The following is a 24,360-nucleotide window of genomic DNA, read 5'->3' on the forward strand; positions in this document are numbered from 1 at the left end:
AATTTCGATCCTTCTGAAATACATGTAAAAGCTTTATGAAAAAAATCCTGATAACCGGTGGAGCCGGATATATTGGCTCCCATATGAATAAATATCTCCATAAATTAGGTGTGGAAACCGTTGTATTCGACAATCTTTCCAACGGTCATGAGAAAGCGGTCAAGTGGGGAAAGTTTTTCAAAGGAGATCTATTAAACAAGGCGGACCTGGACCGTGTATTTTCAGAACACGAATTCGAAGCTGTTATTCATTTTGCAGCATTAGCATATGTGGGAGAATCAGTTACGGATCCCCAAAAATATTATATTAATAATGTGATGGGGACTCTCCAACTTTTGGAAGCAATGAAAAATCATGGGGTCAAATACTTCATATTCTCTTCTACCTGTGCTACTTACGGAGCCGTTACGGAAGTCCCGATTTTGGAAACCACTCCTCAAGATCCGATCAATCCTTATGGGCAGTCCAAACTGATGATCGAAAAAATTTTAGCGGATTATTCGCATGCGTACGAACTAAAGTTTGTGGCGCTTCGCTATTTTAACGCTTCCGGTTCCGATTTGGATATAGGAGAAGAGCATGATCCGGAAACACATCTTCTTCCTATAGTGATCGAAAAAGCATTAGGAAGAAGAGATTCACTTACAGTGAACGGAAATGATTATGATACCAATGACGGGACAGCTGTTAGAGATTATATCCATGTGATGGATTTAGCTCAGGCCCATCACCTCGGACTGGAATATCTGAAAAAAGGAGGAGTTTCCGACTTCTTCAATTTAGGAACAGGACAAGGATTTTCTATTTTAGAAATTATTAAAACTGTGGAGAAGGTATCCGGAATTTCCATCCCGTACAAGATCGGTCCCAGAAGAGAAGGGGATCCTGCAAAGTTAATCGCAGACAATACAAAAGCCAAAAAGGTTTTAGGTTGGGATCCTAAATTTGCAAAGATAGAAGATATAGTTACCAGCGCCTGGGAATTTCACAAAAACCATTCTCATTAAAAGAAAAGGCTTCTTCCCTGATCAGAGAAGAAGCCTGAAAGATCGGTTAATAGTGATTACATTTCTGCAGTTTCGTTCTCTTCTATAATGGACCAAGCTCCGGTAATCTTATTCAATTTATATTTATAAGTTAGCTGCTTCCCACAGGTACTTATACTTCTGCTTAGATTACGTGTCCTTAATACGGTTCCATTCAATTTCAGTTCAAGATCCAGAGCGGTTCCGAAACAATTCGAGTTATACAATTCTACTGTGAATTCATGCTCTGAACCGACGCTCATTGCATTGTTCAGATTGATTTCAGGTCCTGTATAAACGTCCGCTTCCGGGTTTGTAGAAAAGAACTCTTGTCCATCCATTAAGAAACGGACCTTATCATCCACTTTTCCAAGTTTTGCAGTGAATACTTGAGGATTTTCGGAGTAAGTAGCCTCACAATCTCTTTGGTCATACACTGTGGTATAGCTCATCTTAGCAACGGATCTGTCTTTTAGATAGTTTAAAGTATAAGCGATCGGAACTCCAGGGTTCGCTGCTGAATAATTTGCAGCTTCCGGGTTCGCTAAAAAATTGCGGATTGCTTGGTACATACTTCCCGGAGTAGCGGAATCAGCAGCACTGATCGGTGCCAGAGCTAAACCTGCATTTCCACCTCTTACAAAATAAGCGATCCTGGTCCTGTCTAAGACCTGTTCATGAGTTACGGAAACTTCTCCGCCGATTGGAGGAACAGGAGAAACCGCGGAAAGAATTCCAGGATCCCAAGCAACTTCCAATGCAGTTTTAACCTGAAGTGCAGTATATTCCGATTCCAATAGGAAATAGACTGCTCTTCCGTAAGATACTTTAGAAACATATAATGGAGGATTATTTGCCTCGATCTGTCCTTCCGGATCTTGGAAATTAGCTCCATCCCTGAAAACCGAAGTGGAAAGTGTAGGATCTTCGAAATTTACATCGTAGAACTTCTGGGTGAACTTCATCAAAATATAGTTCTTTTTGCCCAGATTGTCTATTCCGAGGCTAACCTTTAAGCCGACATCGGAGAAACGAGCATCCAATCCAAGATTGAATAGAAGATGATTTTCGTTATAAACTTGTTCAACGCTGAAGGAAGCGTCTGCTGCAGTTCCTATAACATCTGTAGATAAAATGTCTTGGATCCCTTGTTGGATATTAGATGCGCTAACCTGAGGTAATTCCTTAGAGTAGATTGCGTTCGGAGAAAGTTTCAGACCTGTTAGGAAAATTTTACCGCCTGATCTTGGGATAGTAACCGGAGTATAACCTCCTGCTTCCAAAAACTTACCTTGTAATAAGGCTCCTGGATAGATTACTTCCGAGCCTTGGTTCAAAATTGCTCTGTCTACGAGACTTCTTACCTCGGAAGCTCCCCACTTAGCAGTGGTACAAGAATAATGGCCTGTTTTAGAATCCGGGACGGGAATACCCGCTGGAAAAGGAGTGATCGCTTCTTTACTGTAAGAAGAAAGGGCCTTTCCGTAAGAAGGTTCCGTATATAATTCGCCAGCGCCAGAGATCTTAAGCGCTCCCGGACCTGTTTCTTCTACTTGTTTAGAAGAGCCTGAGCCTGCTAAAAATCCTAATAAACCGCTTAAGTTGGATTGATTTGGGGAACAACTCGCTAAGTATCCGGCGGTTAAAGCCACGGCTACTGAAGGTTTGATCCAATTTTTCACTATCTTCATTCTTTCAAAATACCTTGTTTTATATTTCAAACACCTATAAATTATCTGCCCAAATTATTGTAGCAAGCGCTAAAATAAAATCATGAGATTTTTATTTATTATTAAATTATAATATATAAGAAGAATGAAAAATGAAATGTAAGTCTTCTTACTATAAAGTAAGGGGAGGTGTAAAATATAAGCAGGATCTAAGCGCTTATTTTTGGAGTGATTTTAGGGAGAAATTTTAAAGAGAAGAAGAGCGGGGAAGGAAGAAGGTTAACTGCCAGCGGACCTTCTTCCTGAAAAACAGATAAAGAAAGTCCGCGATGGTATATTAATTTTTTATAAAGGTTAAGAAATGTTCCACTTCTTTTTTAGAGCCGACTACGAATGTGGTCCTTTCGTGAAGTTCTTCCGGTTCCAGATCTAGGATCCTTTTGCCTTCTACAGTTACCGCCATTCCACCTGCTTGCTCAGCAATCAGCGCCATAGGTGCAACTTCGTATAAAAGTCTGAGTTTACCCTTAGGATATTTAGAAGATTTAGTATCGTTCGGGTACAGGAAGATCCCTCCTTTCAAAAGGTTTCTATGGAAGTCCGCTACAAGAGAACCGATATAACGCAGGGATTGAGGTTTACGTCCACCTTCGATTGACTTGATGTTTCTGATATAATTCTTAACTTCATCCGACCAATAATCGTAGTTTCCCTCGTTGATGGAATAGATCCCGCCTGATTCCGGCATTTTCATTTCCGGGTGAGAAAGTATAAATTCCCCGCAAGATGGATCTAATGTAAAACCGGAGACTCCTTTTCCGACACAAAGAACAAGCATGGTAGAAGATCCGTAAACGATATATCCTGCAGCTCTTTGTTTGGATCCTTTTTGCAAAAGATCTTCTTTGGTTCCAGGAGTTCCTTGAGGAGAAGTTCTCAAATGGACCGAAAAAATAGTGCCTATAGAAACGTTTGCATCAATATTAGAAGAACCGTCCAAAGGATCTATCGCGATCGTATATTTTCCGATCTTGTATCCGGTTGGGATCGTGATAATGTCTTCCTGCTCTTCGCTTCCCATCACACATAAGTGTCCGCAGCGGGTAAGTGTATGAGTAAAAATCTTGTCCGCGTATTCGTCCAGTTTCATGACTGTTTCGCCTTGGACGTTAGTTTGGTCCGTTGCACCTAAGATGTTTTCTAAAAGACCTGCTTTTCTTACTTCTCTAGAAACAACTTTAGCGGCGTATACGAGATGGCTCATGAGTGCGGTAAAATCCCCCGTTGCTTGGGGAAGTTTGAGTTGTTCCTCGATCAAATATTGGGAAAGACTCATTAATTGGGTAGGGTGAGCGCTCACAGCGGTTTCTCCTTTTTGCTTTTTAGCTCTACCGGATATAAAATCGCTCCTGGGCAGGTTGACAAGCCTGATTTCTGAGATCCTTTAATGCAAGGCTTCTACCTTTTGTAGCGATTTTATCCATAAATGAAGTTTTCTTTCTGATGAAAAAGTTAGGCTTTTAGAGGGTCCCTATGTCGATATTTTTAAAAGAGATGGAAACAGCGAATCAGAAGCAGCCTATCCCGGATGTGTTCGAAGAATTTACGAACCAATTCTTACGTGATGTTAAAAATTCACTCAGCACTGAAATGGTTCTGACCCATTTTTATTTTCAGGATCTTTCCCAATATTTCAAATTATTGGGAGAACAAAAATCGGGCGAAATTTTAGAAGAATTAAAATCAGTGATTCAGGCCCATCTTCGTCCGTACGATAAATTGTACGTTTTAAATTCCAGATCCTTCTTAACTTTTTGTCCCGATTGTAGATTGGATATTGTAAAAAGCAGATTCGACGAAGTTATCTTTCAAGTAAATCATCTGATCATTGACTACGAGATCCGTTTTTTAGAGATCACAGAACCTCTGGATTCCTTCCAACCTGTTTACGAAAAACTACTAAAAGCACATTTCTAATTACATTAGCTCTCTGCGGCTCGGCGTCTCTGCGTGCCAATTCTATTAATTTTTTCTCACGCAGAGGCGCTAAGGACGCAGAGGAAGTACTATTCGCCTGTGTACCTTCTTCTTTTTTTATCCCTAATTCTCTACGCACTCCGTGCGAAAATAAATTAAATCTCTCCTAAAAAACTATATCGAGAAAATGAACGGTTGTACCGTAAATTAAAACGTATTGGGGGAGAAGATGAAAGATAGAGCGAAACAATTTAAGGCAACCTTGGAACGTTATATCAATTACCGTGGAATAGATATCATCCTCACTCTAAAAGACGGAACCGTGATCGAGCTGGACAAAAATAGAAAAATGAACGGTGACGTAGTGATCAAAAACGGAGACTTCGGAATAGAAGCAGAAATCGAAATTTCTTCCATCCAAAAAGCGGATTTTTTTGCTGCTTAAACCGATCTTTAGTTCTTGTCCGGCCTAATTTTTTAGATTACAATTCTTCCCCGCGAGCGGAGGAATTATGGAAGCAATAGGATTGATCTTTGTGGCCGGTTTTGTCGGAACCATTTGTATGTCCCTTTCCATGTGGTCCATTCATTACGCAGGATCCGTAAATGCAGATATGATCCGAGCTGTAGGAAGTTTTTTCACAAAGGATATGAATAAGGCCCTGATCCCGGGGATAATCACTCATATTATAGTTGGGCTCCTATTTGCATTTCCCTATGCATTCCTGATCAGTCTGGCTCCTCATATTCTGATCGCTTCTATTGTAACCGGAGGCGCAGTAGGATTCTTCCATGGATACTTGGTAGGTTTCCTTTTAGTGGTACTAGTAGCCAGAAATCACCCCATGGAACAGTTTAGAGAAGCAGGGATCAGCGTAGCTGCTGCCCACGTTTTCGGGCATTTGATTTACGGAGTAGGACTTGGGGTCATACTTGGTTTGTATGGGTATAATTGGACCTCCATTTTGGCCATATAAGGTCATTTTGAGGTTTTCAAGGTTTTGAGACAGAAAACCGGCCAAATGGCCTTGACTTCCCACCCGGTCAACAGAAATTAGTAAATACGGGGTACTTTGTCCCCAGACTCCGGACTCTGTTATTTTCAGTGGTCGGTATCGTTTTACGATATTGTTTATCCGGTCCTAAAACAATCCAAACAGGAGAACTCCACCGAATGGTAGGAATCATTGTAAAGGAAGGCGAGTCCATCGAATCCGCTCTCAAACGTTTTAAGAGAGATTGCGCTAACGCCGGAATCATGAGCGAGATCAAAAGACGTGAATTCTACGAAAAGCCTAGCATCAAAAAGAAAAAGGCTTTAGAATCCGCGAAACGCAAACTAGAAAAGAAAAAACGTCTCTTCTCCCGTAAAGACCGCGGTTAATTCCCGGTCTTAGGTTCCTAAGAGATAGGGGAACGGGCATGTCCCTGCAATTAAAAATTAATACCGACCTGAAAGAGGCCATGAAAGCAAAACAGGAGCCTCTTCTCTCCACCTTACGCCTACTCAAGGCTGATATTCAATACGAGCTTACGAAAAACGGAGCCCAAGAATTAAGCGATGAACAAGTCATCGCTTTGATCAAACGTGGTTACGTAAAACGTACGGATGCGATCCAGATGTACGAAAAAGCAAATCGTAATGATCTCGCGGATAAGGAAAAGGGTGAGGCTGAAGTCTTAAAATCATATCTTCCACCTGATGTGCCCGAGGACCAAATCATCGCCGCCGTAGAAAAATTCGTTATAGAACTCGGAGCTTCCGGACCCAAAGACATAGGAAAGGTTATGGGAAAAGTTATGGCTGAGTTTAAAGGCGCGAACATAGACGGATCAAAGGTTTCTGCGATCGTAAAATCTAAACTTTCCTAAGCGGGTATACCTTGCAGTTCCAAAGGGAATTTATCGACCGTGTTCGTAGGGAAGTTCCCATCGAAAGTTATATCAGTCGATTTGTACCCTTACAAAAAAGAGGGAGAAACATGGTGGGTCTATGTCCATTCCACCAAGAAAAATCTCCTTCTTTCAACGTCTCAGTAGATAAACAATTCTATCATTGTTTTGGATGTAAGGCATCCGGAGATCTATTCCAATTCGTAATGAGTTACGAAAGAGTGGATTTCCAAAGAGCGAAAGAAATTCTTTCCGAGTATTCCGGAATTCCGATCCAGGAAAAAGCAAAAGAAGAAGTAGAAAGAACTGAACTACTTTATAAAGTAAATAAGAAGGCTCTTTTATTCTTCCAAGAAAATCTGCGAGGACCACAAGGACTCGCTGCAAGAGATTATTTAAATTCTAGGGGTCTTGGAGAAGAGATCCAAAAATCTTTCCAACTCGGTTACGCTCCCGGCGGATTTAATCATTTAACCGGAAAAGTTTTTAATACAAAAGAAGAGATCAAGGCCGCTTTAGAAGTGGGTCTCATCCGTGAATCCGAAAAAGGTAAAGAACCTTATGATTTTTTCAGAGACAGGATCATGTTCCCTGTTTTCGATCTTTCCGGCAGAGTAATCGCATTTTCAGGAAGGATTTTAGGCCCGGGAAAAGAGTCTAAGTATGTGAACAGTCCTGCTTCTTCCATATTTGATAAAGGAAGAACGTTTTATCATCTTCATCAGGCAAAAGAATCCATCCAAAAGTCCAGGACCTCGATTTTAGTGGAGGGATATTTGGATGTGATCGGTCTCGTAGATAAGGGACTGGAAAACACGGTTGCATGTATGGGAACTGCTGTGACTGAAAATCATATCCGGACCATGAAGAAGTTCTCCGACAAATTCCTTCTGGTTTTGGACGGGGACTCTGCGGGTAGAAAGGGAGCGCTCCATGCGGCTGAACTTTGCCTGAAAGAAGGCCTGGATTGTTTTGTTATATTATTACCGGAAGGTAAAGATCCTTTCGATCTTTCTAAGGAATTGAACCGCCAAGAATTGCATAAACTTTTGGAAAATCAGATCCCAGCTTCTTCCTTTGTGGTAGAAGAACTTTTAGATAAGGCTGACTCCCGAGCTCTTCCTGAAAAGAAAAGAAGGGCCCTGGATAATCTATACCAATTCCTGAAAGGGTTCAATCGGGACTCCGATAAGGAGTTTTTTTTAGGTCTAGGAGCAAGAAGGCTCGGGATCAGTATGGACGCAGTTTTACGAGATTATAAGGGCGGAGGAGCCAAGTTTGCCAATCCTAAGTCCGATAATAATAAGGATAAATCCGCCAAACGTGTATCAGGCCCGAATCCTGCCGAAAAATGCGAAAGAGAGATCATTGCCTTACTCGTGAAGGCGAATCATTTATTCCGTTTTTCCGAAGAATTATCCGGGCTGGAATTCTTGGACTCTAAAAGTGCGTTTTTATGGGACTTTATATATACGAGATACGCAAGCGAAGAAGAAGTTTCTCCCGCTTCCGTTATTTCTTCGGAGATCCCAAACGAATTTAAGGAATCCATAGCTCCTTTTCTGATCTCGGAAGCGGATATGAGTCCTGAAGATTCCGTGAAGGTATTTAGAGGACTATTAAATCAACAGAAACTTTTCGTGATCGATAAGAGAATGGAAGAGTTGGATTCGGGTTCACCAATGGATGATCCCGAACATTTTACAAAACTGGCATATTATAAGACCGAGAAAGCAAAATTATTGGAATTTATCCGTAATGAGAATTCGGGCGTAAGATAGGGGACCGCAGAATGGAAAATCTACAAAGCATGCCGGAAGTGCAGAAGATCATCGCGATAGGAAAAGCAAATAGCGAAATTTCCTACGACGAGATCAATGAGATACTTCCGGATAAGATCTTAAACTCGGAGAAGATTGACGATGTATTCACTCTTCTTCACGAAATGGGAATAGAGATCGTAGAAGAATATACTAGAAAATCTTTGGAGCCGGCTACTTCTATCCTGCCTAAAGATGATCCGGCTCTTCCGGTAAAACCTGCCCGCAAAAAGAAAGAAACCGCATCTTCCGCAGGCGGTTCCGAGGACCCGATCCGTTTGTATTTGAAAGAGATCGGAAAAGTAAATTTGATCTCCGGAGAAACGGAAGTATTCCTCGCTAAGAAGATCGAGAAAGGTGAGAAGATCATTGAAGAAACCATCTTAGGTTCTTCTATACTTAGAGCGAACTTCATCAAACTTCTTCCTAAGATCCGCAGTAAAAAGACTAAGGTGTATGATCTTGTCAGAGTAGACAAGATGTATGCTATGAATGCGGAAGAAGCGAAGAAGTTAGAAGAACTTTTCTTCAAGAACATCTCCGTTATCCAAGAACAGGAAAAAGTTTTACAAGAAGCTCAATCCAGGATCCGCAAATATTCAGAGAACTCTAAAAAATACAAAGAGTTCAAAGAGAAAATTGATATCTCCAAAGGTATCATTGATACTGCCGTTCGTGAACTTGGTGTTTCTCAAAAAGAGATCCAAAAAATCTCCCAAAAGATCAAATCTATGGTCTTTAGGATCAAGGAGATCGATCGTCATTTCTTAAAGATCAAAGCTCAGTACGGTTACGACGTTAAGGATATCAAAGCGTTCAACCGTTTCATCGAGAAGAATGAAAAGTTAGAAGATATCGAAAAGATGATGGGAGTCTCTATCGACGAGGTTCGTGAGGTCATCAAAGATATTCGTAATAATGAGCGTAAACTTCGCCGTATGGAACAGGAAGCCGGTTCTTCCGTCCAAGAGATCAAGGACTGGGGCGAAAAGATCATCAAAGGTGAGAGAGAGATCGCTCAAGCCAAAAAGGAACTTGTAAAAGCAAACCTAAGACTTGTGGTTTCCATCGCAAAACGTTATGCAAACAGAGGAATGCATTTCTTCGATTTGATCCAAGAAGGAAATATCGGTCTTATCAAGGCAGTAGATAAATTCGAGTATAAGAAAGGATATAAATTCTCCACTTATGCTACTTGGTGGATCCGCCAGGCGATTACCCGTGCAATCTCCGACCAAGCAAGAACGATCCGTGTTCCAGTTCACATGATAGAACAAGTGAACAAGGTGATTCGTGAGACTCGTTTATTCGTCCAAGAATTCGGTCGTGATCCTTCCAATGAAGAAATTGCAGAACGTTTAGGCTGGCCTGTCCAAAAAGTAAAAGCAGTTAAGAACGTAGCAAGAGAACCAATCTCTCTAGAGATCCCGGTAGGTTCCGAAGAAGATTCAGAACTCGGAGACTTTATCGAAGACAAAGATGTGGAATCTCCGGTGAATTCTGCCGCTTCCAGTATTTTAGCGGAACAGATACGTCAGGTGCTTCATACTCTTCCTGCAAGGGAACAGAAAGTGATCCGTATGCGTTTCGGTTTGGATGACGGTTATCCTCAAACCTTGGAAGAGGTTGGTTACCAGTTCAAAGTAACCAGGGAAAGGATCCGTCAGATCGAGGCCAAAGCGCTCCGAAGACTAAGACATCCATCTCGTTCTAAAAAACTGAGAGACTACATCGATTAAGAGCCGCGGAGTTTAGAGAGCCGCAGGGAATGTCTCACGCAGAGACACGGAGACGCAGAGTTTATTAGCTTTACTAAATTCTCTCCGCGACTTTGCGGCTCTGCGTGTGTAAAACGCTGTGCCTCTATTACCTCCGTGTCTCTCACTTACCGTTGTAGGTAGCTCGGAGTGATTCTATTAGTTCCAGAGCCTCTGCTTCTTTTTCCTTTCGAATTGTTTCTTTCCAACCTAATTGTTTAGCCAAAATTTTAGAGACCGGCGTTGCTAATTTTGCGGAAAGTTTTAGATCTAAAAATTGAATTCTGAACCTTCTGGCAAGAACGTCTGTGACAGTGAGTGCAAATTCTTCTTTTGCGAACCATTCCACTTCTTCTTGGAAATATTCTACACCTTTCAAGAGAGGAGTTGGCTTCTTGCCTAGGATGATGAAAACTTCTCCTCCGTAAAAGTTTTGGAGACGTTTTGCGGAAACTTCGCTTACCTTATACATTTTTTGGATCTCTTTGTATAAGTCTTCCGAATATCCTACTTTTCCCGGGAATGCGTATTTTGCAGTTCTGCTCGAGCCGAATTCTTCTAGTCCGCCTTCTTTCAAAACTCTATCGATCAGGTCTTCGGACATTTTTCTGTAGGTGGACCATTTCCCTCCACCCATAGTGATTAGCCCGGAAGAAGAAACTAAGATCACTTCCTCTCTGGAGATACTTTTTGTGTCTTGGTTCCCTTCCGGTGAGATAAGAGGTCTGATCCCTGAAAATACCGAGATGATATCTTTTCTTTGGAGAGGTTTAGCTAAATAATCAGAGCCTGTTTGTAACAGGAACTCCACTTCTGATTCTAAAGGAAGAGGATCTTGGGTCACTTCATGGATCGGCGTATCTGTGGTTCCTAAGATCACATGGTCTTCCCAAGGAATGATAAATACTACTCGTCCGTCCTTTGTCTTAGGGATAATGAGTGCGGTATTACAAGGAATGGTTTCTTTTTTGAAAACCAAATGGATACCCTGACTTGGAGAAAGTACTCGGTATGTTCTTGGATCGTCTTTTAAACGAATATCGTCCACCCAAGGTCCGGTCGCGTTCACTACAACTTTTGCTTTTACGTTATAGGTTTCGCCGCTGAGTAGATCTTTTACTTTTCCACCTGTGATTTTGCCGTCCTTCTTCTGGAAAGATAGAAGTTCTGTTTGGTTTAGGACCAGAGCGCCTTCTTTGGATGCAGCACGGGCCAGGTTCACATTCAATCTTGCATCATTGAATTGAGAATCGTAATATAAGATCCCTCCTGTGAGTCCCTTGGTTTGGAGAGCAGGGAAATCTTTTTCTACTTCTTCTTTAGAAACTCTTTTGTGAGAAGGCAGATTTCCTTTCCAAGCCAGGATATCGTACATAGTCATTCCGATACTATAATACGGTTTTTCGTAAAGTTTGTATGTGGGAAGAATGAATGGAAGCGGTTTGACCAGGTGAGGTGCATTTTCCAAAAGCCTTTGCCTTTCAGTGAGTGCCTCGTGGATCAATTTGAAATGGAATTGGGCGAGGTAACGCACTCCGCCGTGAATGAGTTTTGTGGAACGAGAAGAAGTTCCGGAAGCAAAATCCGATTTTTCTAAAAGTGCAACTTTGAGTCCTCTAAGGCTCGCGTCCAGGGCGGCTCCGGCTCCGGTGGCTCCACCCCCCAAAATCAGAAGGTCGAATTGTTCTTCTTTTAATTTTTCAAACCGGCTTTTGCGATCGTGTTTTTGCATGTACAAGGTCTTCCTGCTTTACAGGCTGATTTCGCCGGGTGAAATTGCAATAAAAGAGCCAAATGGAACCTAAAAAACAAATCGAATTGATACGACGCGGGACAGTCGACCTGATCAGCGAAGAGGAACTTACCTCCAAACTTACCAAAAAAAAGTCCTTAAAAATCAAAGCCGGTTTCGACCCGACAGCTCCGGACCTTCACCTGGGGCATTTCGTTTTACTTAGAAAATTAAGGCATTTTCAGGACCTGGGTCATGAGGTGAATTTCCTACTTGGGGACTTTACCGCAATGATCGGAGATCCTACAGGAAAATCAGAAACCAGAAAAAGACTCTCTAAAGAAGAAGTTCTCAAAAACTCGGAAACCTACCAAAGCCAAGTTTTTAAGGTTTTGGATAAGGAGAAGACCAAGATTGTCTATAATTCCCGCTGGTGTTCCGGGATGAATTTCGAAGACGTTCTGGTACTCACTTCCAAATACAGCGTCGCTCAAATTTTAGAAAGGGATGATTTCAGCAAAAGGTATAAGGGCGGTCAACCCATCTCTCTCATCGAATTCCTATATCCGCTTGTGCAAGGTTACGACTCCGTAGAAATGGAAGCGGATGTGGAACTTGGTGGAACAGACCAAAAATTCAATCTTCTGGTTGGTAGAGAATTACAGAGAGAATATGGAAAAGAGGCACAATGTGTGATCACTCTTCCACTTTTAGTCGGTCTGGACGGGGTCAAAAAAATGTCCAAGTCCCTCGGAAATTACGTAGGGATTACGGAAGAGCCTATCGACATGTTCGGAAAACTCATGTCCATCTCGGACGAACTGATGTGGAATTATTTCGAATTGCTTACGGATCTTCCTATGGAGTCCGTTTCCGAACGTAAAAAAGGGATCGAATCCGGGGGACTTCACCCTAAAGAAGTCAAAACGGAACTTGCAAAATTAATAATGGACCAATTCTCCTCCTCCGATGCAAATTCGGAAGCGATCGAAGAATGGAATAAGGTCCATAATCCGAAGGCAAGAGCCATCCCGGAGAATATTCCGGAAACAAAATTAGGTCCTGAATTTTTCCAAGAATCGGAAACTCCTCAGCTCATCTGGGTCCTCGCCAAACTTGGATTTGTTCCTTCTACCTCCGAGGCGAGAAGGCTCATCAAGTCCGGGGGGATTTATGTCGACGAAGAGAAACTTTCGGATGAAAAATTTACCGTAAGTAAAAACGCAGAATACTTGATTCGCCAAGGCAAAAAAGGAAAATTCATCCGTCTGGTCAGTTGACCGAAATCAGAACATGCTCAGCGAAGAAGAATCCACAGTACTTTCTAAGACGATCAAAGAGATCCAGGACAACGAGGTAGAATCGGAAGTCCTGGAAAAAAAATTTCGTCAGATCCGGATCGGTTCCTCCGTAATCTTTTTCCTGATCTTGAGCATCATCACCGTTTTTGCTTTGGCAAGAAGATTGGATTCTCTCCAAAGCACAGTCCAAAAGCAGAATGAAGTCATCTCTGTTCTTTCAGAAGACATTACGAGTCTAAGATTAGAAGAACAACAAAGAGAAGAGGAAGTTCTTCGTTTTAAGTCCTCCATTTTGGACGATGTTCCCGATGGAGATCTAAGCGAAGAGGTTAATAAAAACTTAAATTCTCTACAAGCGATCATTCCTAAACCGGGAACAGGTAAAAACATAAGCAGAGGAAATCCGAATTTTAAGGAAATATCTCTCACATTCGATCTGGGTACTGGAGAAGATCTGCAAATACTTTATGAATTTATGATGAGGTTCCCGATCAAGGTCACCTTATTCGTTTCCAATGAGAACCCGGCTAAAAAAGGCGGATCTTTATTTTCTAAAACGAACTTAGTCTATCTCAAAAAATTAGCGGCTCTGGATGGAAGGGTGGTTTTTGGAAATCATACTTGGAGCCATTTTAATTTACCCAGAAGTTTGAAAGAATCCTCTCTTAGAAAAAGAGCGCTTCTAAGTTATGTTGCTGACGAGATCCCAGATTTTAATCTTCTTCTGGAAGAATTAACTTCTGTAGAGGATAAATTTAAGACGATTACAGGGCTATCTCTTACCAAGTATTATAGATTACCTTATGGTGCAGTGGACCAAATTATCTTGGATGTATATGCTACCCAAGGGTATGAAAATCATATTTTCTGGAGCAATAATACTGTAGGTTCCTTGGATGTACCGGACTTCGTTTATAAAAAGTACATTACCAAAAAAGATCCCGCGACCGGAAAAACGAAACTAGTACAAAATCCTCATTATAAAACAAAAGAAGAAATGTTGGACTTTTTATATCGTTGGGAAGCCGCAGACAAGAATGGAATGAACGGTGCAATCATTTTGATGCACTTAGGTTCGCCTAGACAATCCGAAAAATTGATCTATATTCTTCCTGATTTTATCCAGGCGATGCTAAACAAAGGTTATAAATTCGTAACCGTTCCGGAAATACTGAATGAAAAGCAGGATTGACCCCGTTTTTCGTTTTGATCTTACTTCTTCTTTTTACCTTTATTATTCGTAGGAACGGGTTCAGGCTCGCTTGAAAACTCCGGGCTTGGGAAATATACAGTCCCTCTATTAGATCTTTTTTTCTTGTCGAAAATTCTGTCTAACCATGCCTGAAATTGTTTCATTTTCGAAGAGAACCAATTTTGGAAATTATATAGATGTAAGTAGAATACAGGCACCATCAAAAGTGTGATGATACTAGCAAATGCGAGTCCCCAACCGAAAGCCAATGCCATTGGAACTAGGAACGGGTCATAACCTCCGATCCCGTAGGCAGTAGGCAAGAGCCCCAATACAGTGGTGACTGTGGTCAAAGTCACAGCTCTTAACCTTAAGTTTCCCGTATCTATTAAGATCTCTTTGATATTTTTATTCGGATTTTCCCTGCGAAGTGTGTTTGCAAAGTCCACAAGCACGATGGAGTCGTTAACCACAACTCCTGCTAGACCTACAATTCCGAGCATTGCTAAGAATCCGAAATATTCTCCATGGCTTACGAATGCTAAAATCACTCCGATAAAGGAGAAGGGGATTGCACTTCCGATCACAAGAGGTTGCATCAAAGACCCGAATTGAGAAGCGATGATAATGTACATGATAAGTAATGCCATCAAGAATAGAAATCCTAAGGAGCCCATGGATTCTTCCGTGTCCTTATTTTCTCCACCGAAACGGACTATATAACCCGGATACTTATCTATGATCTTTTCTTCCTCGGCTATTTTTTTTGCGAAAGAATTTGCTTCGCTTGAGTTTGCCTGTTTTCCACCGGCCAAGTTTGCAGTGACTGTGATAAGTCTTTTTCCATCCAAGTGATTGATATTGGAAACACCTGGAAGTCTTTGCATTGTTACTAGTCTAGATACTGGGATCATTTTGCCGATCGAGTTAGAAACATATACATGATTCAGACTATCCACGGACTTTCTATAAGATTCCGGAAAACGGACTTTTACTTCTACTTCTTCATCCGTTCTTTTGATCTTGGTTGCTACTGTTCCCTGGAATGCAGTATTGATCGCTTGTGCAACTCTGAATACCGAAACTCCGGCGGTAGAAGCAAGTGATTCGCTGACACGAATTCTGACCTCGTCTTTTCCTTCATTGAAGTCATCTGCTATATCAGTGACTCCTCTCACTCTTTCTAATACACCCTTGTATTCCGCTGCAATTTTAAGAAGTGTATCGTAACTATCTCCTCTGATCTCAATCGCCACAGGTTTTCCTACAGGAGGTCCTCCGGATACTTTTTCGTATTCTAAAGCGATTAGTTTTCCTCTAAGAGATTCGAATTCTTCCGGGATAACAGTGGGCTCCGGGACATCGCATGGATTTTTGATCTCTGCCGCTTCTTTTTGGATCTTCTCTTCTTCAATTTTACGAGAAGTTTCATTGAGTAACCAAAGAGTTTTTCTTCTGAGTTTTTGGATGATATCGTCCGTTTTATGGCATTTTTTACGGTTCTCTTCCGCAGTTAAATAAGCCATTACCATTCCGTAATGTTTTCCTCTTTTGGTAAAAGGATCGTTCGGATTTGCCTGGATAATCCCCACACGAGTTGCATAATTTTCCAGATCTTCTCCCGGAACTTTAGCGATCTCCTTTTCGATTACCTCTAAATAACGGTAGGTCTCATTCAAGCTGGCTCCGGTTTTTGCGGTGACCTTAACATAGAATTGGTCCACGGAACCTGGGAATAGTTTAAATTTAGAAAATAGGATTTGGATGATAAAACTAACGATCAGCAGCGCAACGATCCCGATGGTCATCTTCCAAGGATGATTCAATGAGAATCTAAGCGCAGGAACATATTTGGTATTTCTAAATTTGGAAAACCATCCCGATTCTTCCTTAATTTCTCCCGCTTTTACTCCACCTTTATTGATATCGTACAAGTGGTTTGGAAGAATGAAGAATGCTTCCGCAAGAGATGCACAAAGCGCGATAATCACAACAAGTGGGATACTAAATACGAACTTACCGAAAATTCCAGGCATGAATAGAAGAGGTGCAAATGCAGCGATTGTTGTAGTAACAGTTGCTGTTACCGGAGAAACCACTTCCAGGGTTCCCTTTAAAGTTGCCTCATAAGGAGGAAGCCCTTCTTCTATGTATCTATACACATTCTCGCAGATGATGATCGCATCATCCACTAGGATTCCCACGACCAAAACCAAGCCGAACATGGAGATCAGGTTTAAGGTCAGTCCGAACTGGTCCATTATGAAGAATGTAGCACCGAAAGATACAGGGATCCCAAGAGCGGTCATAAGTGCCACTCTCCATCCTAAGAAAAAGAATAGAGAACCTGTGACTAGGATCATACCGAATGCGGCGTTTGAAATTAGAACGTTCAGCCTTCGTCGGATATATTTTGAAAGATCGTTTACGAATGCGTATTGGAATTCGGGAGAACTTTGGCGGAATTTTTCGACAGTGGATTTTACATTATCCACTACCTTGATCGCATCCGCACTCTGTCTTTTGAGAACCGTAAGAGCCACAGTTTTAGTGCCATTCACATTCTCTATATAATCCGCTTCTCTTAAACCTTCGGTGACCCTGGCGACATCCTGGACCTGGATCGCATTCCCGATCTCATTTCCTCTTACATGTACTTTCGAAATTTCAGCAGGGGTATCGAATTCTCCTATAGTCCTAAGAATGATCTCGTTATCTATACCCGTAACATTCCCGCCGGGAACGTTTACGTTACGATTTCTTAATGCACCGATCACATCCTGGCCGGTCAGATAAAATCCGAATAGTTTATTCGGAAGAATATCCACTTGCATTTCGGTCTCTCTCCAACCTCTGCGGGAAACCTTTGCTACTCCGGAAATATCTAAAAGTGCTTGTTCTAGGATCTTTGCTTGGGCGCGTAATTTTTTCTCCGCTTCGACCGATCCATCATCTTCTTTTAATGTGATAGAAACCTCGATTACCGGAGTTCTGGCGGTAGTGATCTCCGTAACGATCGGATCTTCTACTTCTTCCGGAAGATCTTCCACTCGGTCAATCGCGGATTTGATATCATCCACTACCTTTTGGGTGTCTTTCGTGTCCGGATCCAAAGTGATCACTATCCCGGATCTACCTTCGATAGAAGCGGATCTATATTCTTTGATCCCATCCACTTCTTTAATCGCTTTTTCGAGTGGATTAGTGACTAACTTTTCCACCTCTTGGGGAGAAGCCCCCAGATACAAAGTAGAGATAGAAACTATATCGAAGTTGATATTCGGGAAAGCTTCTCTATTCATCTTAACCGCAAGAAAACTTCCGGAAAGAATGATCAGGACTGTGAGTAAATTTACGAAGATACTTTTCGAGAGGAAATATTCGATGATACTTTTCATTGGGGTATTCTGCTTAAAGGGTTAGGGGAGAAGTTTTACTTAGTCCAGGATAGGACCGCTTAATTCCATGGAGTCGTTGAACCCGAACATTTTTGTACTCTTTAATCTATCTACGTACAAAACTCCGTGCAGGTGATCGCATTCATGCTGGTAAACGACAGCGGAATATCCCTCGATTGTCTCGTCGTGGGTGTTTCCTTTTTCATCCATCCATTTCATTTGGATCTTATTGGGTCTTTCTACATACCCCCTCATGCCCGGAACGGAAAGACAACCTTCCCAATTGCCGTCCACTGAATCTGTGATGGGTTTGATCTCAGGATTGATCAGTATTCTTTCCGGAACCCTGGATGGACTATCGTCTTCCGGGTCGGAACCCACTACCACGATCTTCTTCATGATACCTATCTGAGGAGCGGCAAGACCTACGCCGTCAGCATGTCTCATCGTATCGAACATGTCCCGGATCAACTTTTTGAACTCTTTGGTTCCCAGCTCGTCGGGATGAACATCGTCGCTGGTTTTTCTTAGAAGTGGATCGCCGATTTTGAGAATTTTACGTACTGACATTTTTCAGAACCTTGTCCTAGAGCTATCCTTGACCGGTTTTTGCCCACCAGATTTTAAGAATGGTTCTAGGATTTTAGACAGCATTCCAGTGGTCGGTTCTGAAAATCTTGGATTTTGGGCTTCCCATCTGAACACCGAAGTTCCGACGGAAATATTTTGTAATATTTCCGCCTGGGTTTCCAAGGGCCCCACGGTTCTGGGAAGAAGAAGGCCCAAAATACATTTTGCCTTTTGGGAATATAGATCCTCTTTCTCTAGTCCATTCCAAAGTTTTTCCAGACCAAGAGGGTCGAAAAAGAACTTGGAGATTTGGGTCAAATTCCTTAGAAACCAATCCGTTTTTTCTAGAATAGAAGCGGAGTATCCGGATACAGGCAGAGGATTTGGGAAAATCAGAAATGCGGAAAGTATTTTGTCGTTCGGTTGAGTGAGAAGCGGCCAGATCAGTCTAGCGGAAAATCCTTCCACAATTAGAATTTGTTTCTTCTTTCTTTTCTGCAGAAAATCCAGAATATCTTGGTTTGAAAATCCTGAGAATTTTTCAGGAGCTTCCCCGACTGTAAGATAATAATCGGAAGAAAGTTCCGGGCTAAAAGATCGGTCGAAAGAATGTAAGGGGTCCCGGAGCCAAAGCACCTCGTCTTTTTTGGGATTTCCCCGGCTGGTAAAAGTCCAATGATTCTCTCGCATTAGTCTTGACAGTGATTAGGAAAGGAAACTATCTATTATGTTCGGCTAAAGAGTTGGAGACGAGGGGAATCGAACCCCCGACCTTTTGAATGCCATTCAAATGCTCTCCCAACTGAGCTACATCCCCTTCGATTCCAATATGGTCTCCTTGGGCATGCTGTCAATATATATTATTAGGAGCAATCGGATGAGCGATTCCGTCGAGGAACTACAGAAAAAAATAAAAATCCAAAACGATATCATCAAAGGTTATGAAAAAGTTTTGAGATTGAATGAGCAGGAATTGGAGAATGCGGATGAGATCATTCGTATGTATGAGACAATCATCCAATACTCAGGACAAGAATTAAAAGATGTTAAAGAAGCTTTTGATGCGACATCAGTAGTGACTAACTTATCCAGAGACGAATTAATTTCAGCAATGAACCGCATCAAAGAACTTGAACTCGCTAACAGAAAACTGAGGGAAGAATCCCTTAAATTCCAATCCTAATTTCCGACCTTGACCCAGATAAAAAAACAGGAGACCCTACTCAGAAGTCGAAGTGACGGTTCCTTCTTTCTAGAAGAAGGTTTAGGGGTCTCCTCTATCTTTGATAGTTTTTTGAGAGAGGCAATTGCACTCACTCATGCGGATTTAGGCGGTATATTTTCCACAACAGAATCTGCAAACATACGACAGATATCCGGTCGTAACGAAAAAGAACTGATCGAAGCCGCACACTGGGCGTTCTCTCAATCCGGAAAAGATCTACTTTTAGAAAGGGGTAAAACTCCTCCTTGGTCAAAATCACCCAGCAGTTATCCGCTTTTAGTGGTCCGATTAAAAGTAGATGATCTGGATTCCAGTCTAAAAGCAAATCGTGCAAGTTATGCGGTTTTAGTTTTACAGGGAAAAACGACTGCGGATCGTTTTTCTAAAACCGATTTCGAACTTCTCCGTACAACCTGCAAAACAGTAGGAAGATTATTAAAAGAATCTCATGTATCCGGAGATGCTTCCTTAGTCACTCTTTCCTTGCTCGCCACCACTCAGTTGGTATTAGAGGCTGCTCAGGCAAAAAGGCAATCGGAACGTTTCGACTTCTTACTTACGGAAGTGATCCGAGTCTCCGGTTTGATCAATTCTTCTCTAGACCTTTCTCAATTATTAGAAGCGATCATGCTTTCTTCTAAAACAGTATTTAGAACGGAAGCGTGTAGCGTTCTTCTTTTGGATGAATCCAAAGAATATCTCTATTTCCATACTGTTCTTGGAGAAAAAAGTGAAGCAGTTACTAAGATGCAGGTTCCCGTTGGAAAAGGTGTTGCAGGCCTTGTCGTTAGAGAACGTAAACCTATGATCATCAACGATGCCCAGAATGATGATCGGGTGTACAAGGAAGTGGATAAGGCTTCTCAATTCACTACTCGAAATATCATGGCGGCGCCTCTAGTTGCAAACGACGAGGTAATCGGTGTAATCGAAGCGATCAACACGGTAGACAGGGAAAAGTTTACCGGAGAAGATCTAGAACTTTTTTTAAGCTTTTCCGGGACTTCCGCATTAGCCATCCAAAAAACCGGGCTTCTCCAGAACTTAGAGAATGCAAACAAAGATCTTCGTAAAAAAGTCTCGGAATTAGAGTCCTTATTTGACTTATCCCAAGCGGTTAGTCTTTCTACGAATCGATTGGGTCTGGTCCGAAAGTCTATCAGACTTATCATCCGAGAGTTGGATGCTAGCGTTGCCGGTATCTTCTTATACAGTCTTTCTAAAGAGAATTATATCAACTGCGCTTATTATGATGGTAAAGCGGAGAAGATAGACAGGGTTATAGAAGAAGAAATTGCAGGGACCCAAGTTTTAGCTAGTATAAAAGAAGGTCTTCCCGTCTTAAAAAGAGATATTTTAGACCAACCATTCCGTCATGAGTTGGACAGAAGATATTTAAAAGGTTCTTATATTATTGTTCCATTATTCTTATCCAGTGGAGAACCTTACGGGGCCTTGACTGTTGCCGATAGAAAGGATAAACTTTCTTATCAGGATTCGGACTTCCGATTATTGCAGACAATGGCTTCCCAGTTTACGAAGGGATTCGAGGCTTTCCGTTTGAGAAACGAGATGTTGGAGAAAAAAGCGATCCAACAGGAGATGGAAATTACCCGGAAGATCCAACAGAATATTCTTCCTTCCGAAAAAGTATTTCATTCCAATTTCGATCTGGGGATACTTTCCGTTCCGGCCAAGGATGTATCCGGAGATTTTTATGATTATTACCAGTACAGCGACGGTCAGTATTCTTTTTTGATCGCGGATGTTTCCGGAAAAAGTCTGCCTGCGGCACTTTTTATGGCGATGAGCTCTTCTATCATCCGAACACTTGCCAGAAATCATGATCTAAGTCCTGAGGAAATTTTAAGACAAGGAAATGAGCTGATCTTCGAAGATTCTCATTTCGGAATGTTCGTCACCGCATTCTTCATTCATTATAATCCTTCCTTGTTTACGATTGAATATGCATCCGCAGGTCACAATGATCAGGTCTGGATCAAAGAAGACGGTTCTTACGAATTATTAAAAGGCCAGGGACCTCCGCTTGGAGTGATACCAACTGCAAAATACAAGGGTGGAAATTTTACGGTCAAGCCGGGAGATATTTTTGTTCTCTATACGGACGGAGCGGTAGAAGAAAAAGACGCACAAGGAAATGAATTCGGTCTGGAAAGAATGATAGAAGAGATCAAATCCAGAAGACATCTTCCCGCCCAAAAAATTGTGGAAGAATTGTACGCCACCATTCGTTCCTTCTCCTCCGGAAAAGAACCTTTCGATGATTTCACCGTACTTCTTCTAAAGTACAATAACGATTTCCAATTTTTCAGGACTTTCGACGCGAATACGGGTCAAATCCCGATCTTCCGGGAATTTATATATGATGCGATCAAGGTCAGAAACCTGCCTGATTTCTTAAGAGACGATATTCTTTTGGCGGGAGACGAGGCGGCTACAAATATTGTAATGCACGGATACAAAGATACTCTGCTCAGAAATCCGAAATTCGATTGTAAAATTCGGTTCACTGAAGATTCTATCACGATCGTGCTGACTGATTCCGGAAAAGGATTCGACAGAACGAATGTCAAAGACCCGTCCATTGAGGAAAACCTCTCCGGAAAAAGAAAAGGCGGATTCGGTGTGTATCTGATAGAGACATTGATGGACGTGGTGGATTATAAAATGGAAGAGGGAAGAAACATACTCACCCTCCAGAAATTTTTCCGCTGAACTATGAGGGCAAAATGGAACTGACGGTAGAAATAAAAGGGAACTCTAGAGTAATCCATCTGATTGGGAATATGGATGTTCATAATACCCATAGGATCGAACAGGCGTTCATGGATCATATCCGCAAAGCCACAGAGCCCAATATCGTCTTAGATATGTCCAACGTGGAGTTCGTTTCTTCCGCAGGCTTGAGAGTCATTGTTGGTTCCTTAAGAGTTTGTAAGGAAAGAGAGATCCAACTCAAACTTGCAGCTTTAAGACCGGCAGTTCGTAAGGTTTTCGAGATTATAGATATGGATTCCCTTTTTAAGATCTATGATACTGTAGATTCTAGCCTCCAATAATTCCTTTTACCGAACCACGGTTTTTGGCTTTCCTCCCTGGCCTTTCTCTAAAAACTGTGTACCGTATGTCGGAACAAGCGTACTCTATAAATAATCCGTTTCAATCTTCTGATCCATCGGAATCCCAACCCGTTTCCAGTATTTACGACGATGCCAATGCAATGGGCAAAGAGTTATTGGAGAAACCTCTGCAAGGAGGTGGAACGGACAGGATCCTAGTACAACATTCTAAAGGAAGAATGACTGTTTGGGAAAGGATCAAAGTCCTTACCAATTCAGAGCCTAATATTCTCTACCAAAACTGGGGAAAAAATTTAGATGGGGCTTCCTTAATCACAGGTATTTTAAATATTAACGGAAGGGACGTAGCGATCTATGGACATGACTTCACTCTCAGAGCGGGGTCCATGGATGCTACTAACGGAAACAAACTCGCAAGACTTATCTATATGGCGGGGGAACATGGTATTCCTCTGATCGGGATGAACGACTCTGCAGGTGCATATGTTCCTGCAGGAGTTGGTGGTCTGGACGGATATTCCGAAGCATTCACCGCTCTCAGAAAAATCAGCGGTGTTGTCCCAAGCTTAATGTTAATGTTCGGATTTAACGCTGGAGGAGGAGCTTATCTTCCAAGACAGGGTTCCTTCATGATCCAACCGGAGAATACATTCTTCGGATTGACAGGTCCCGGAGTTGTTAAATCGGTTTTGGGTGAGGACATCAGCGCTGACGATCTCGGGGGACCGAAAGTCCACGGACAAAGCGGGGTAGTTGATTTAGTTACTAACGACGAGTTAGGAGCTTTAAGAACTGCACTCAGACTTCTATCTTATCTTCCTGATAATAGTTCCAGTGCTGCACCTTTCCATCCTACTTCTGATCCTACGGACAGATTCATCTACGAAGAAGAGATCTTATTCAAGAAAACATTCAATTCTCCTACAGGGATGAATACTCCATTCGATATCACTTTATATATCCAAAATATTTGTGACCATGGACAATACTTCGAGATCCAACCCCAAAGATCCAGAAATCTGGTTACCGCATTCGGTAGATTGGGCGGACATGTGGTAGGATTTGTTGCGAATAACTCTGCAGTTTCTTCCGGTCAGATCGATATCGGCGCCGCAAGAAAAGGTACGAGATTTATTCGTTTCTGTAACGTATATAATATTCCTTTAGTATTCTTAGAAGATACTACCGGTTTCTTACCAGGAAAAGAGCAGGAACAAAACGGTATCGTTTTAGAAGGACGAAAACTTCTGGATTCGATCATAGATATCCGCACTCCAAGATTGACCCTTATCATTAGAAACGCATTCGGTGGAGCTTACGCAAGTTTCAACTCTTACCATACAGGTGCGGACATGGTATTTGCACTTCCAACCGCAAGGATTGCGGTAATGGGACCTGCAGGTAAGGACTACGTCTACAAGGACGAGATCACTGCTATCCAAAAAGAATATAAGGAAAATCTGAAGAATGGCGCGTCTGAAAAGGATGCTGCTGCGACCAGGGATAAAAAACTACAAGTACTCTCTCAGAAATATGAGAAAGAACTAATGAACCCTAAGGAAGCATTGTCTTTAGGTTCCGTTTCCAGGATCGTTCTTCCTGGAACTACCAGAAACATCCTATTCAAAAATTTAGATTATTTAATCCGACACTACAAACCTGGACCAATGTCCGGACCTCAAAGGGAATTCGAGTAAAC

20 protein-coding genes and 1 tRNA gene are annotated in these 24,360 nt (G+C 41.9%); 14 read left to right on the forward strand and 7 right to left on the reverse strand.

Annotated elements, in window-relative coordinates:
- The first annotated feature begins 35 nt into the window (after nucleotides 1-35).
- On the forward strand, nucleotides 36-1,007 hold the full coding sequence (gene galE, locus EHR06_RS12970; RefSeq protein ID WP_135757391.1) for a UDP-glucose 4-epimerase GalE: 972 nt from the start codon (nucleotides 36-38) through the stop codon (nucleotides 1,005-1,007).
- 56 nt (nucleotides 1,008-1,063) lie between these two features.
- Here galE and EHR06_RS12975 read toward each other — a convergent pair whose 3' ends face one another.
- Nucleotides 1,064-2,716, reverse strand: coding sequence for a thiol-activated cytolysin family protein (locus tag EHR06_RS12975; protein WP_135757392.1), 1,653 nt, complete (start codon nucleotides 2,714-2,716; stop codon nucleotides 1,064-1,066).
- Between the two features lie 316 nt (nucleotides 2,717-3,032).
- Nucleotides 3,033-4,055, reverse strand: coding sequence for a class 1 fructose-bisphosphatase (gene fbp / locus EHR06_RS12980; RefSeq protein ID WP_135757393.1), 1,023 nt, complete (start codon nucleotides 4,053-4,055; stop codon nucleotides 3,033-3,035).
- Between the two features lie 194 nt (nucleotides 4,056-4,249).
- Here fbp and EHR06_RS12985 point away from each other — a divergent pair, with 194 nt between their 5' ends.
- The 7 genes from EHR06_RS12985 to rpoD all read left to right on the forward strand — a co-directional run bounded on the left by EHR06_RS12985 (nucleotide 4,250) and on the right by rpoD (nucleotide 10,124).
- On the forward strand, nucleotides 4,250-4,672 hold the full coding sequence (locus EHR06_RS12985; RefSeq protein WP_135757508.1) for a hypothetical protein: 423 nt from the start codon (nucleotides 4,250-4,252) through the stop codon (nucleotides 4,670-4,672).
- A 229-nt stretch (nucleotides 4,673-4,901) separates the two neighbouring features.
- Nucleotides 4,902-5,117 carry a hypothetical protein gene (locus EHR06_RS12990; protein ID WP_086449339.1) on the forward strand — a complete coding sequence of 72 codons (216 nt, stop codon included), beginning with the start codon at nucleotides 4,902-4,904 and terminating at the stop codon, nucleotides 5,115-5,117.
- A 67-nt stretch (nucleotides 5,118-5,184) separates the two neighbouring features.
- Nucleotides 5,185-5,649: a DUF6789 family protein gene (locus tag EHR06_RS12995; RefSeq protein ID WP_135757394.1), complete on the forward strand. Its 465-nt coding sequence runs from the start codon at nucleotides 5,185-5,187 to the stop codon at nucleotides 5,647-5,649.
- A 197-nt stretch (nucleotides 5,650-5,846) separates the two neighbouring features.
- Nucleotides 5,847-6,056: a 30S ribosomal protein S21 gene (gene rpsU / locus EHR06_RS13000; protein ID WP_008591132.1), complete on the forward strand. Its 210-nt coding sequence runs from the start codon at nucleotides 5,847-5,849 to the stop codon at nucleotides 6,054-6,056.
- A gap of 38 nt (nucleotides 6,057-6,094) precedes the next feature.
- Nucleotides 6,095-6,544: a GatB/YqeY domain-containing protein gene (locus EHR06_RS13005; RefSeq protein WP_135757395.1), complete on the forward strand. Its 450-nt coding sequence runs from the start codon at nucleotides 6,095-6,097 to the stop codon at nucleotides 6,542-6,544.
- Nucleotides 6,545-6,555: 11 nt separating this feature from the next.
- Nucleotides 6,556-8,346, forward strand: coding sequence for a DNA primase (gene dnaG / locus EHR06_RS13010; RefSeq protein WP_135757396.1), 1,791 nt, complete (start codon nucleotides 6,556-6,558; stop codon nucleotides 8,344-8,346).
- An 11-nt stretch (nucleotides 8,347-8,357) separates the two neighbouring features.
- On the forward strand, nucleotides 8,358-10,124 hold the full coding sequence (gene rpoD, locus EHR06_RS13015) for an RNA polymerase sigma factor RpoD (RefSeq protein WP_008589554.1): 1,767 nt from the start codon (nucleotides 8,358-8,360) through the stop codon (nucleotides 10,122-10,124).
- A 142-nt stretch (nucleotides 10,125-10,266) separates the two neighbouring features.
- Here rpoD and EHR06_RS13020 read toward each other — a convergent pair whose 3' ends face one another.
- Nucleotides 10,267-11,874 carry a glycerol-3-phosphate dehydrogenase/oxidase gene (locus EHR06_RS13020; RefSeq protein ID WP_135757397.1) on the reverse strand — a complete coding sequence of 536 codons (1,608 nt, stop codon included), beginning with the start codon at nucleotides 11,872-11,874 and terminating at the stop codon, nucleotides 10,267-10,269.
- Between the two features lie 62 nt (nucleotides 11,875-11,936).
- Here EHR06_RS13020 and tyrS point away from each other — a divergent pair, with 62 nt between their 5' ends.
- Both tyrS and EHR06_RS13030 read left to right on the forward strand, forming a co-directional pair.
- On the forward strand, nucleotides 11,937-13,154 hold the full coding sequence (tyrS, locus tag EHR06_RS13025; protein WP_135757398.1) for a tyrosine--tRNA ligase: 1,218 nt from the start codon (nucleotides 11,937-11,939) through the stop codon (nucleotides 13,152-13,154).
- A 13-nt stretch (nucleotides 13,155-13,167) separates the two neighbouring features.
- Nucleotides 13,168-14,367, forward strand: a complete 1,200-nt coding sequence (locus EHR06_RS13030; protein WP_135757399.1) for a polysaccharide deacetylase family protein — start codon at nucleotides 13,168-13,170, stop codon at nucleotides 14,365-14,367.
- 20 nt (nucleotides 14,368-14,387) lie between these two features.
- Here EHR06_RS13030 and EHR06_RS13035 read toward each other — a convergent pair whose 3' ends face one another.
- From EHR06_RS13035 to EHR06_RS13050, 4 genes are all read right to left on the reverse strand, one after another.
- A complete protein-coding gene (locus EHR06_RS13035) occupies nucleotides 14,388-17,765 on the reverse strand; it encodes an efflux RND transporter permease subunit (RefSeq protein WP_135757400.1) in 3,378 nt (1,125 codons plus the stop codon).
- A gap of 39 nt (nucleotides 17,766-17,804) precedes the next feature.
- Nucleotides 17,805-18,335, reverse strand: coding sequence for a peptide deformylase (gene def, locus EHR06_RS13040; RefSeq protein ID WP_135757401.1), 531 nt, complete (start codon nucleotides 18,333-18,335; stop codon nucleotides 17,805-17,807).
- A 3-nt stretch (nucleotides 18,336-18,338) separates the two neighbouring features.
- Nucleotides 18,339-19,025 (reverse strand): hypothetical protein, encoded by a 687-nt coding sequence (locus EHR06_RS13045; protein WP_135757402.1) that lies wholly within the window; start codon nucleotides 19,023-19,025, stop codon nucleotides 18,339-18,341.
- A gap of 54 nt (nucleotides 19,026-19,079) precedes the next feature.
- A tRNA-Ala gene (locus EHR06_RS13050) sits at nucleotides 19,080-19,152 on the reverse strand.
- Between the two features lie 60 nt (nucleotides 19,153-19,212).
- On the opposite strand from EHR06_RS13050, the gene EHR06_RS13055 reads away from it, so the two are divergent.
- From EHR06_RS13055 to EHR06_RS13070, 4 genes are all read left to right on the forward strand, one after another.
- Nucleotides 19,213-19,518 carry a hypothetical protein gene (locus EHR06_RS13055; RefSeq protein ID WP_008590162.1) on the forward strand — a complete coding sequence of 102 codons (306 nt, stop codon included), beginning with the start codon at nucleotides 19,213-19,215 and terminating at the stop codon, nucleotides 19,516-19,518.
- 96 nt (nucleotides 19,519-19,614) lie between these two features.
- Nucleotides 19,615-22,296 carry a SpoIIE family protein phosphatase gene (locus EHR06_RS13060; protein ID WP_425269500.1) on the forward strand — a complete coding sequence of 894 codons (2,682 nt, stop codon included), beginning with the start codon at nucleotides 19,615-19,617 and terminating at the stop codon, nucleotides 22,294-22,296.
- 14 nt (nucleotides 22,297-22,310) lie between these two features.
- Nucleotides 22,311-22,640 carry an STAS domain-containing protein gene (locus EHR06_RS13065; RefSeq protein ID WP_086448750.1) on the forward strand — a complete coding sequence of 110 codons (330 nt, stop codon included), beginning with the start codon at nucleotides 22,311-22,313 and terminating at the stop codon, nucleotides 22,638-22,640.
- A 65-nt stretch (nucleotides 22,641-22,705) separates the two neighbouring features.
- Nucleotides 22,706-24,358, forward strand: coding sequence for an acyl-CoA carboxylase subunit beta (locus EHR06_RS13070; protein WP_135757404.1), 1,653 nt, complete (start codon nucleotides 22,706-22,708; stop codon nucleotides 24,356-24,358).
- The last annotated feature ends 2 nt before the right edge of the window (nucleotides 24,359-24,360 follow it).

It is taken from the genome of Leptospira dzoumogneensis (assembly GCF_004770895.1).
In the GTDB taxonomy this organism is placed as follows: Bacteria; Spirochaetota; Leptospiria; order Leptospirales; family Leptospiraceae; genus Leptospira_B; species Leptospira_B dzoumogneensis.

What these genes read in the sequence shown, in the direction of transcription:
- EHR06_RS13070 (WP_135757404.1), top strand. Translation starts at nt 22,706, where the DNA reads ATGTCGGAACAAGCGTACTCTATAAATAATCCGTTTCAATCTTCTGAT.
- galE (WP_135757391.1), top strand. Translation starts at nt 36, where the DNA reads ATGAAAAAAATCCTGATAACCGGTGGAGCCGGATATATTGGCTCCCAT.
- EHR06_RS12985 (WP_135757508.1), top strand. Translation starts at nt 4,250, where the DNA reads ATGGAAACAGCGAATCAGAAGCAGCCTATCCCGGATGTGTTCGAAGAA.
- EHR06_RS13020 (WP_135757397.1), bottom strand. Translation starts at nt 11,874, where the DNA reads ATGCAAAAACACGATCGCAAAAGCCGGTTTGAAAAATTAAAAGAAGAA.
- EHR06_RS12975 (WP_135757392.1), bottom strand. Translation starts at nt 2,716, where the DNA reads ATGAAGATAGTGAAAAATTGGATCAAACCTTCAGTAGCCGTGGCTTTA.
- EHR06_RS13035 (WP_135757400.1), bottom strand. Translation starts at nt 17,765, where the DNA reads ATGAAAAGTATCATCGAATATTTCCTCTCGAAAAGTATCTTCGTAAAT.
- EHR06_RS12990 (WP_086449339.1), top strand. Translation starts at nt 4,902, where the DNA reads ATGAAAGATAGAGCGAAACAATTTAAGGCAACCTTGGAACGTTATATC.
- tyrS (WP_135757398.1), top strand. Translation starts at nt 11,937, where the DNA reads ATGGAACCTAAAAAACAAATCGAATTGATACGACGCGGGACAGTCGAC.
- rpsU (WP_008591132.1), top strand. Translation starts at nt 5,847, where the DNA reads ATGGTAGGAATCATTGTAAAGGAAGGCGAGTCCATCGAATCCGCTCTC.
- EHR06_RS13055 (WP_008590162.1), top strand. Translation starts at nt 19,213, where the DNA reads ATGAGCGATTCCGTCGAGGAACTACAGAAAAAAATAAAAATCCAAAAC.
- def (WP_135757401.1), bottom strand. Translation starts at nt 18,335, where the DNA reads ATGTCAGTACGTAAAATTCTCAAAATCGGCGATCCACTTCTAAGAAAA.
- EHR06_RS13030 (WP_135757399.1), top strand. Translation starts at nt 13,168, where the DNA reads ATGCTCAGCGAAGAAGAATCCACAGTACTTTCTAAGACGATCAAAGAG.
- EHR06_RS13005 (WP_135757395.1), top strand. Translation starts at nt 6,095, where the DNA reads ATGTCCCTGCAATTAAAAATTAATACCGACCTGAAAGAGGCCATGAAA.
- EHR06_RS13065 (WP_086448750.1), top strand. Translation starts at nt 22,311, where the DNA reads ATGGAACTGACGGTAGAAATAAAAGGGAACTCTAGAGTAATCCATCTG.
- EHR06_RS13045 (WP_135757402.1), bottom strand. Translation starts at nt 19,025, where the DNA reads ATGCGAGAGAATCATTGGACTTTTACCAGCCGGGGAAATCCCAAAAAA.
- rpoD (WP_008589554.1), top strand. Translation starts at nt 8,358, where the DNA reads ATGGAAAATCTACAAAGCATGCCGGAAGTGCAGAAGATCATCGCGATA.
- EHR06_RS12995 (WP_135757394.1), top strand. Translation starts at nt 5,185, where the DNA reads ATGGAAGCAATAGGATTGATCTTTGTGGCCGGTTTTGTCGGAACCATT.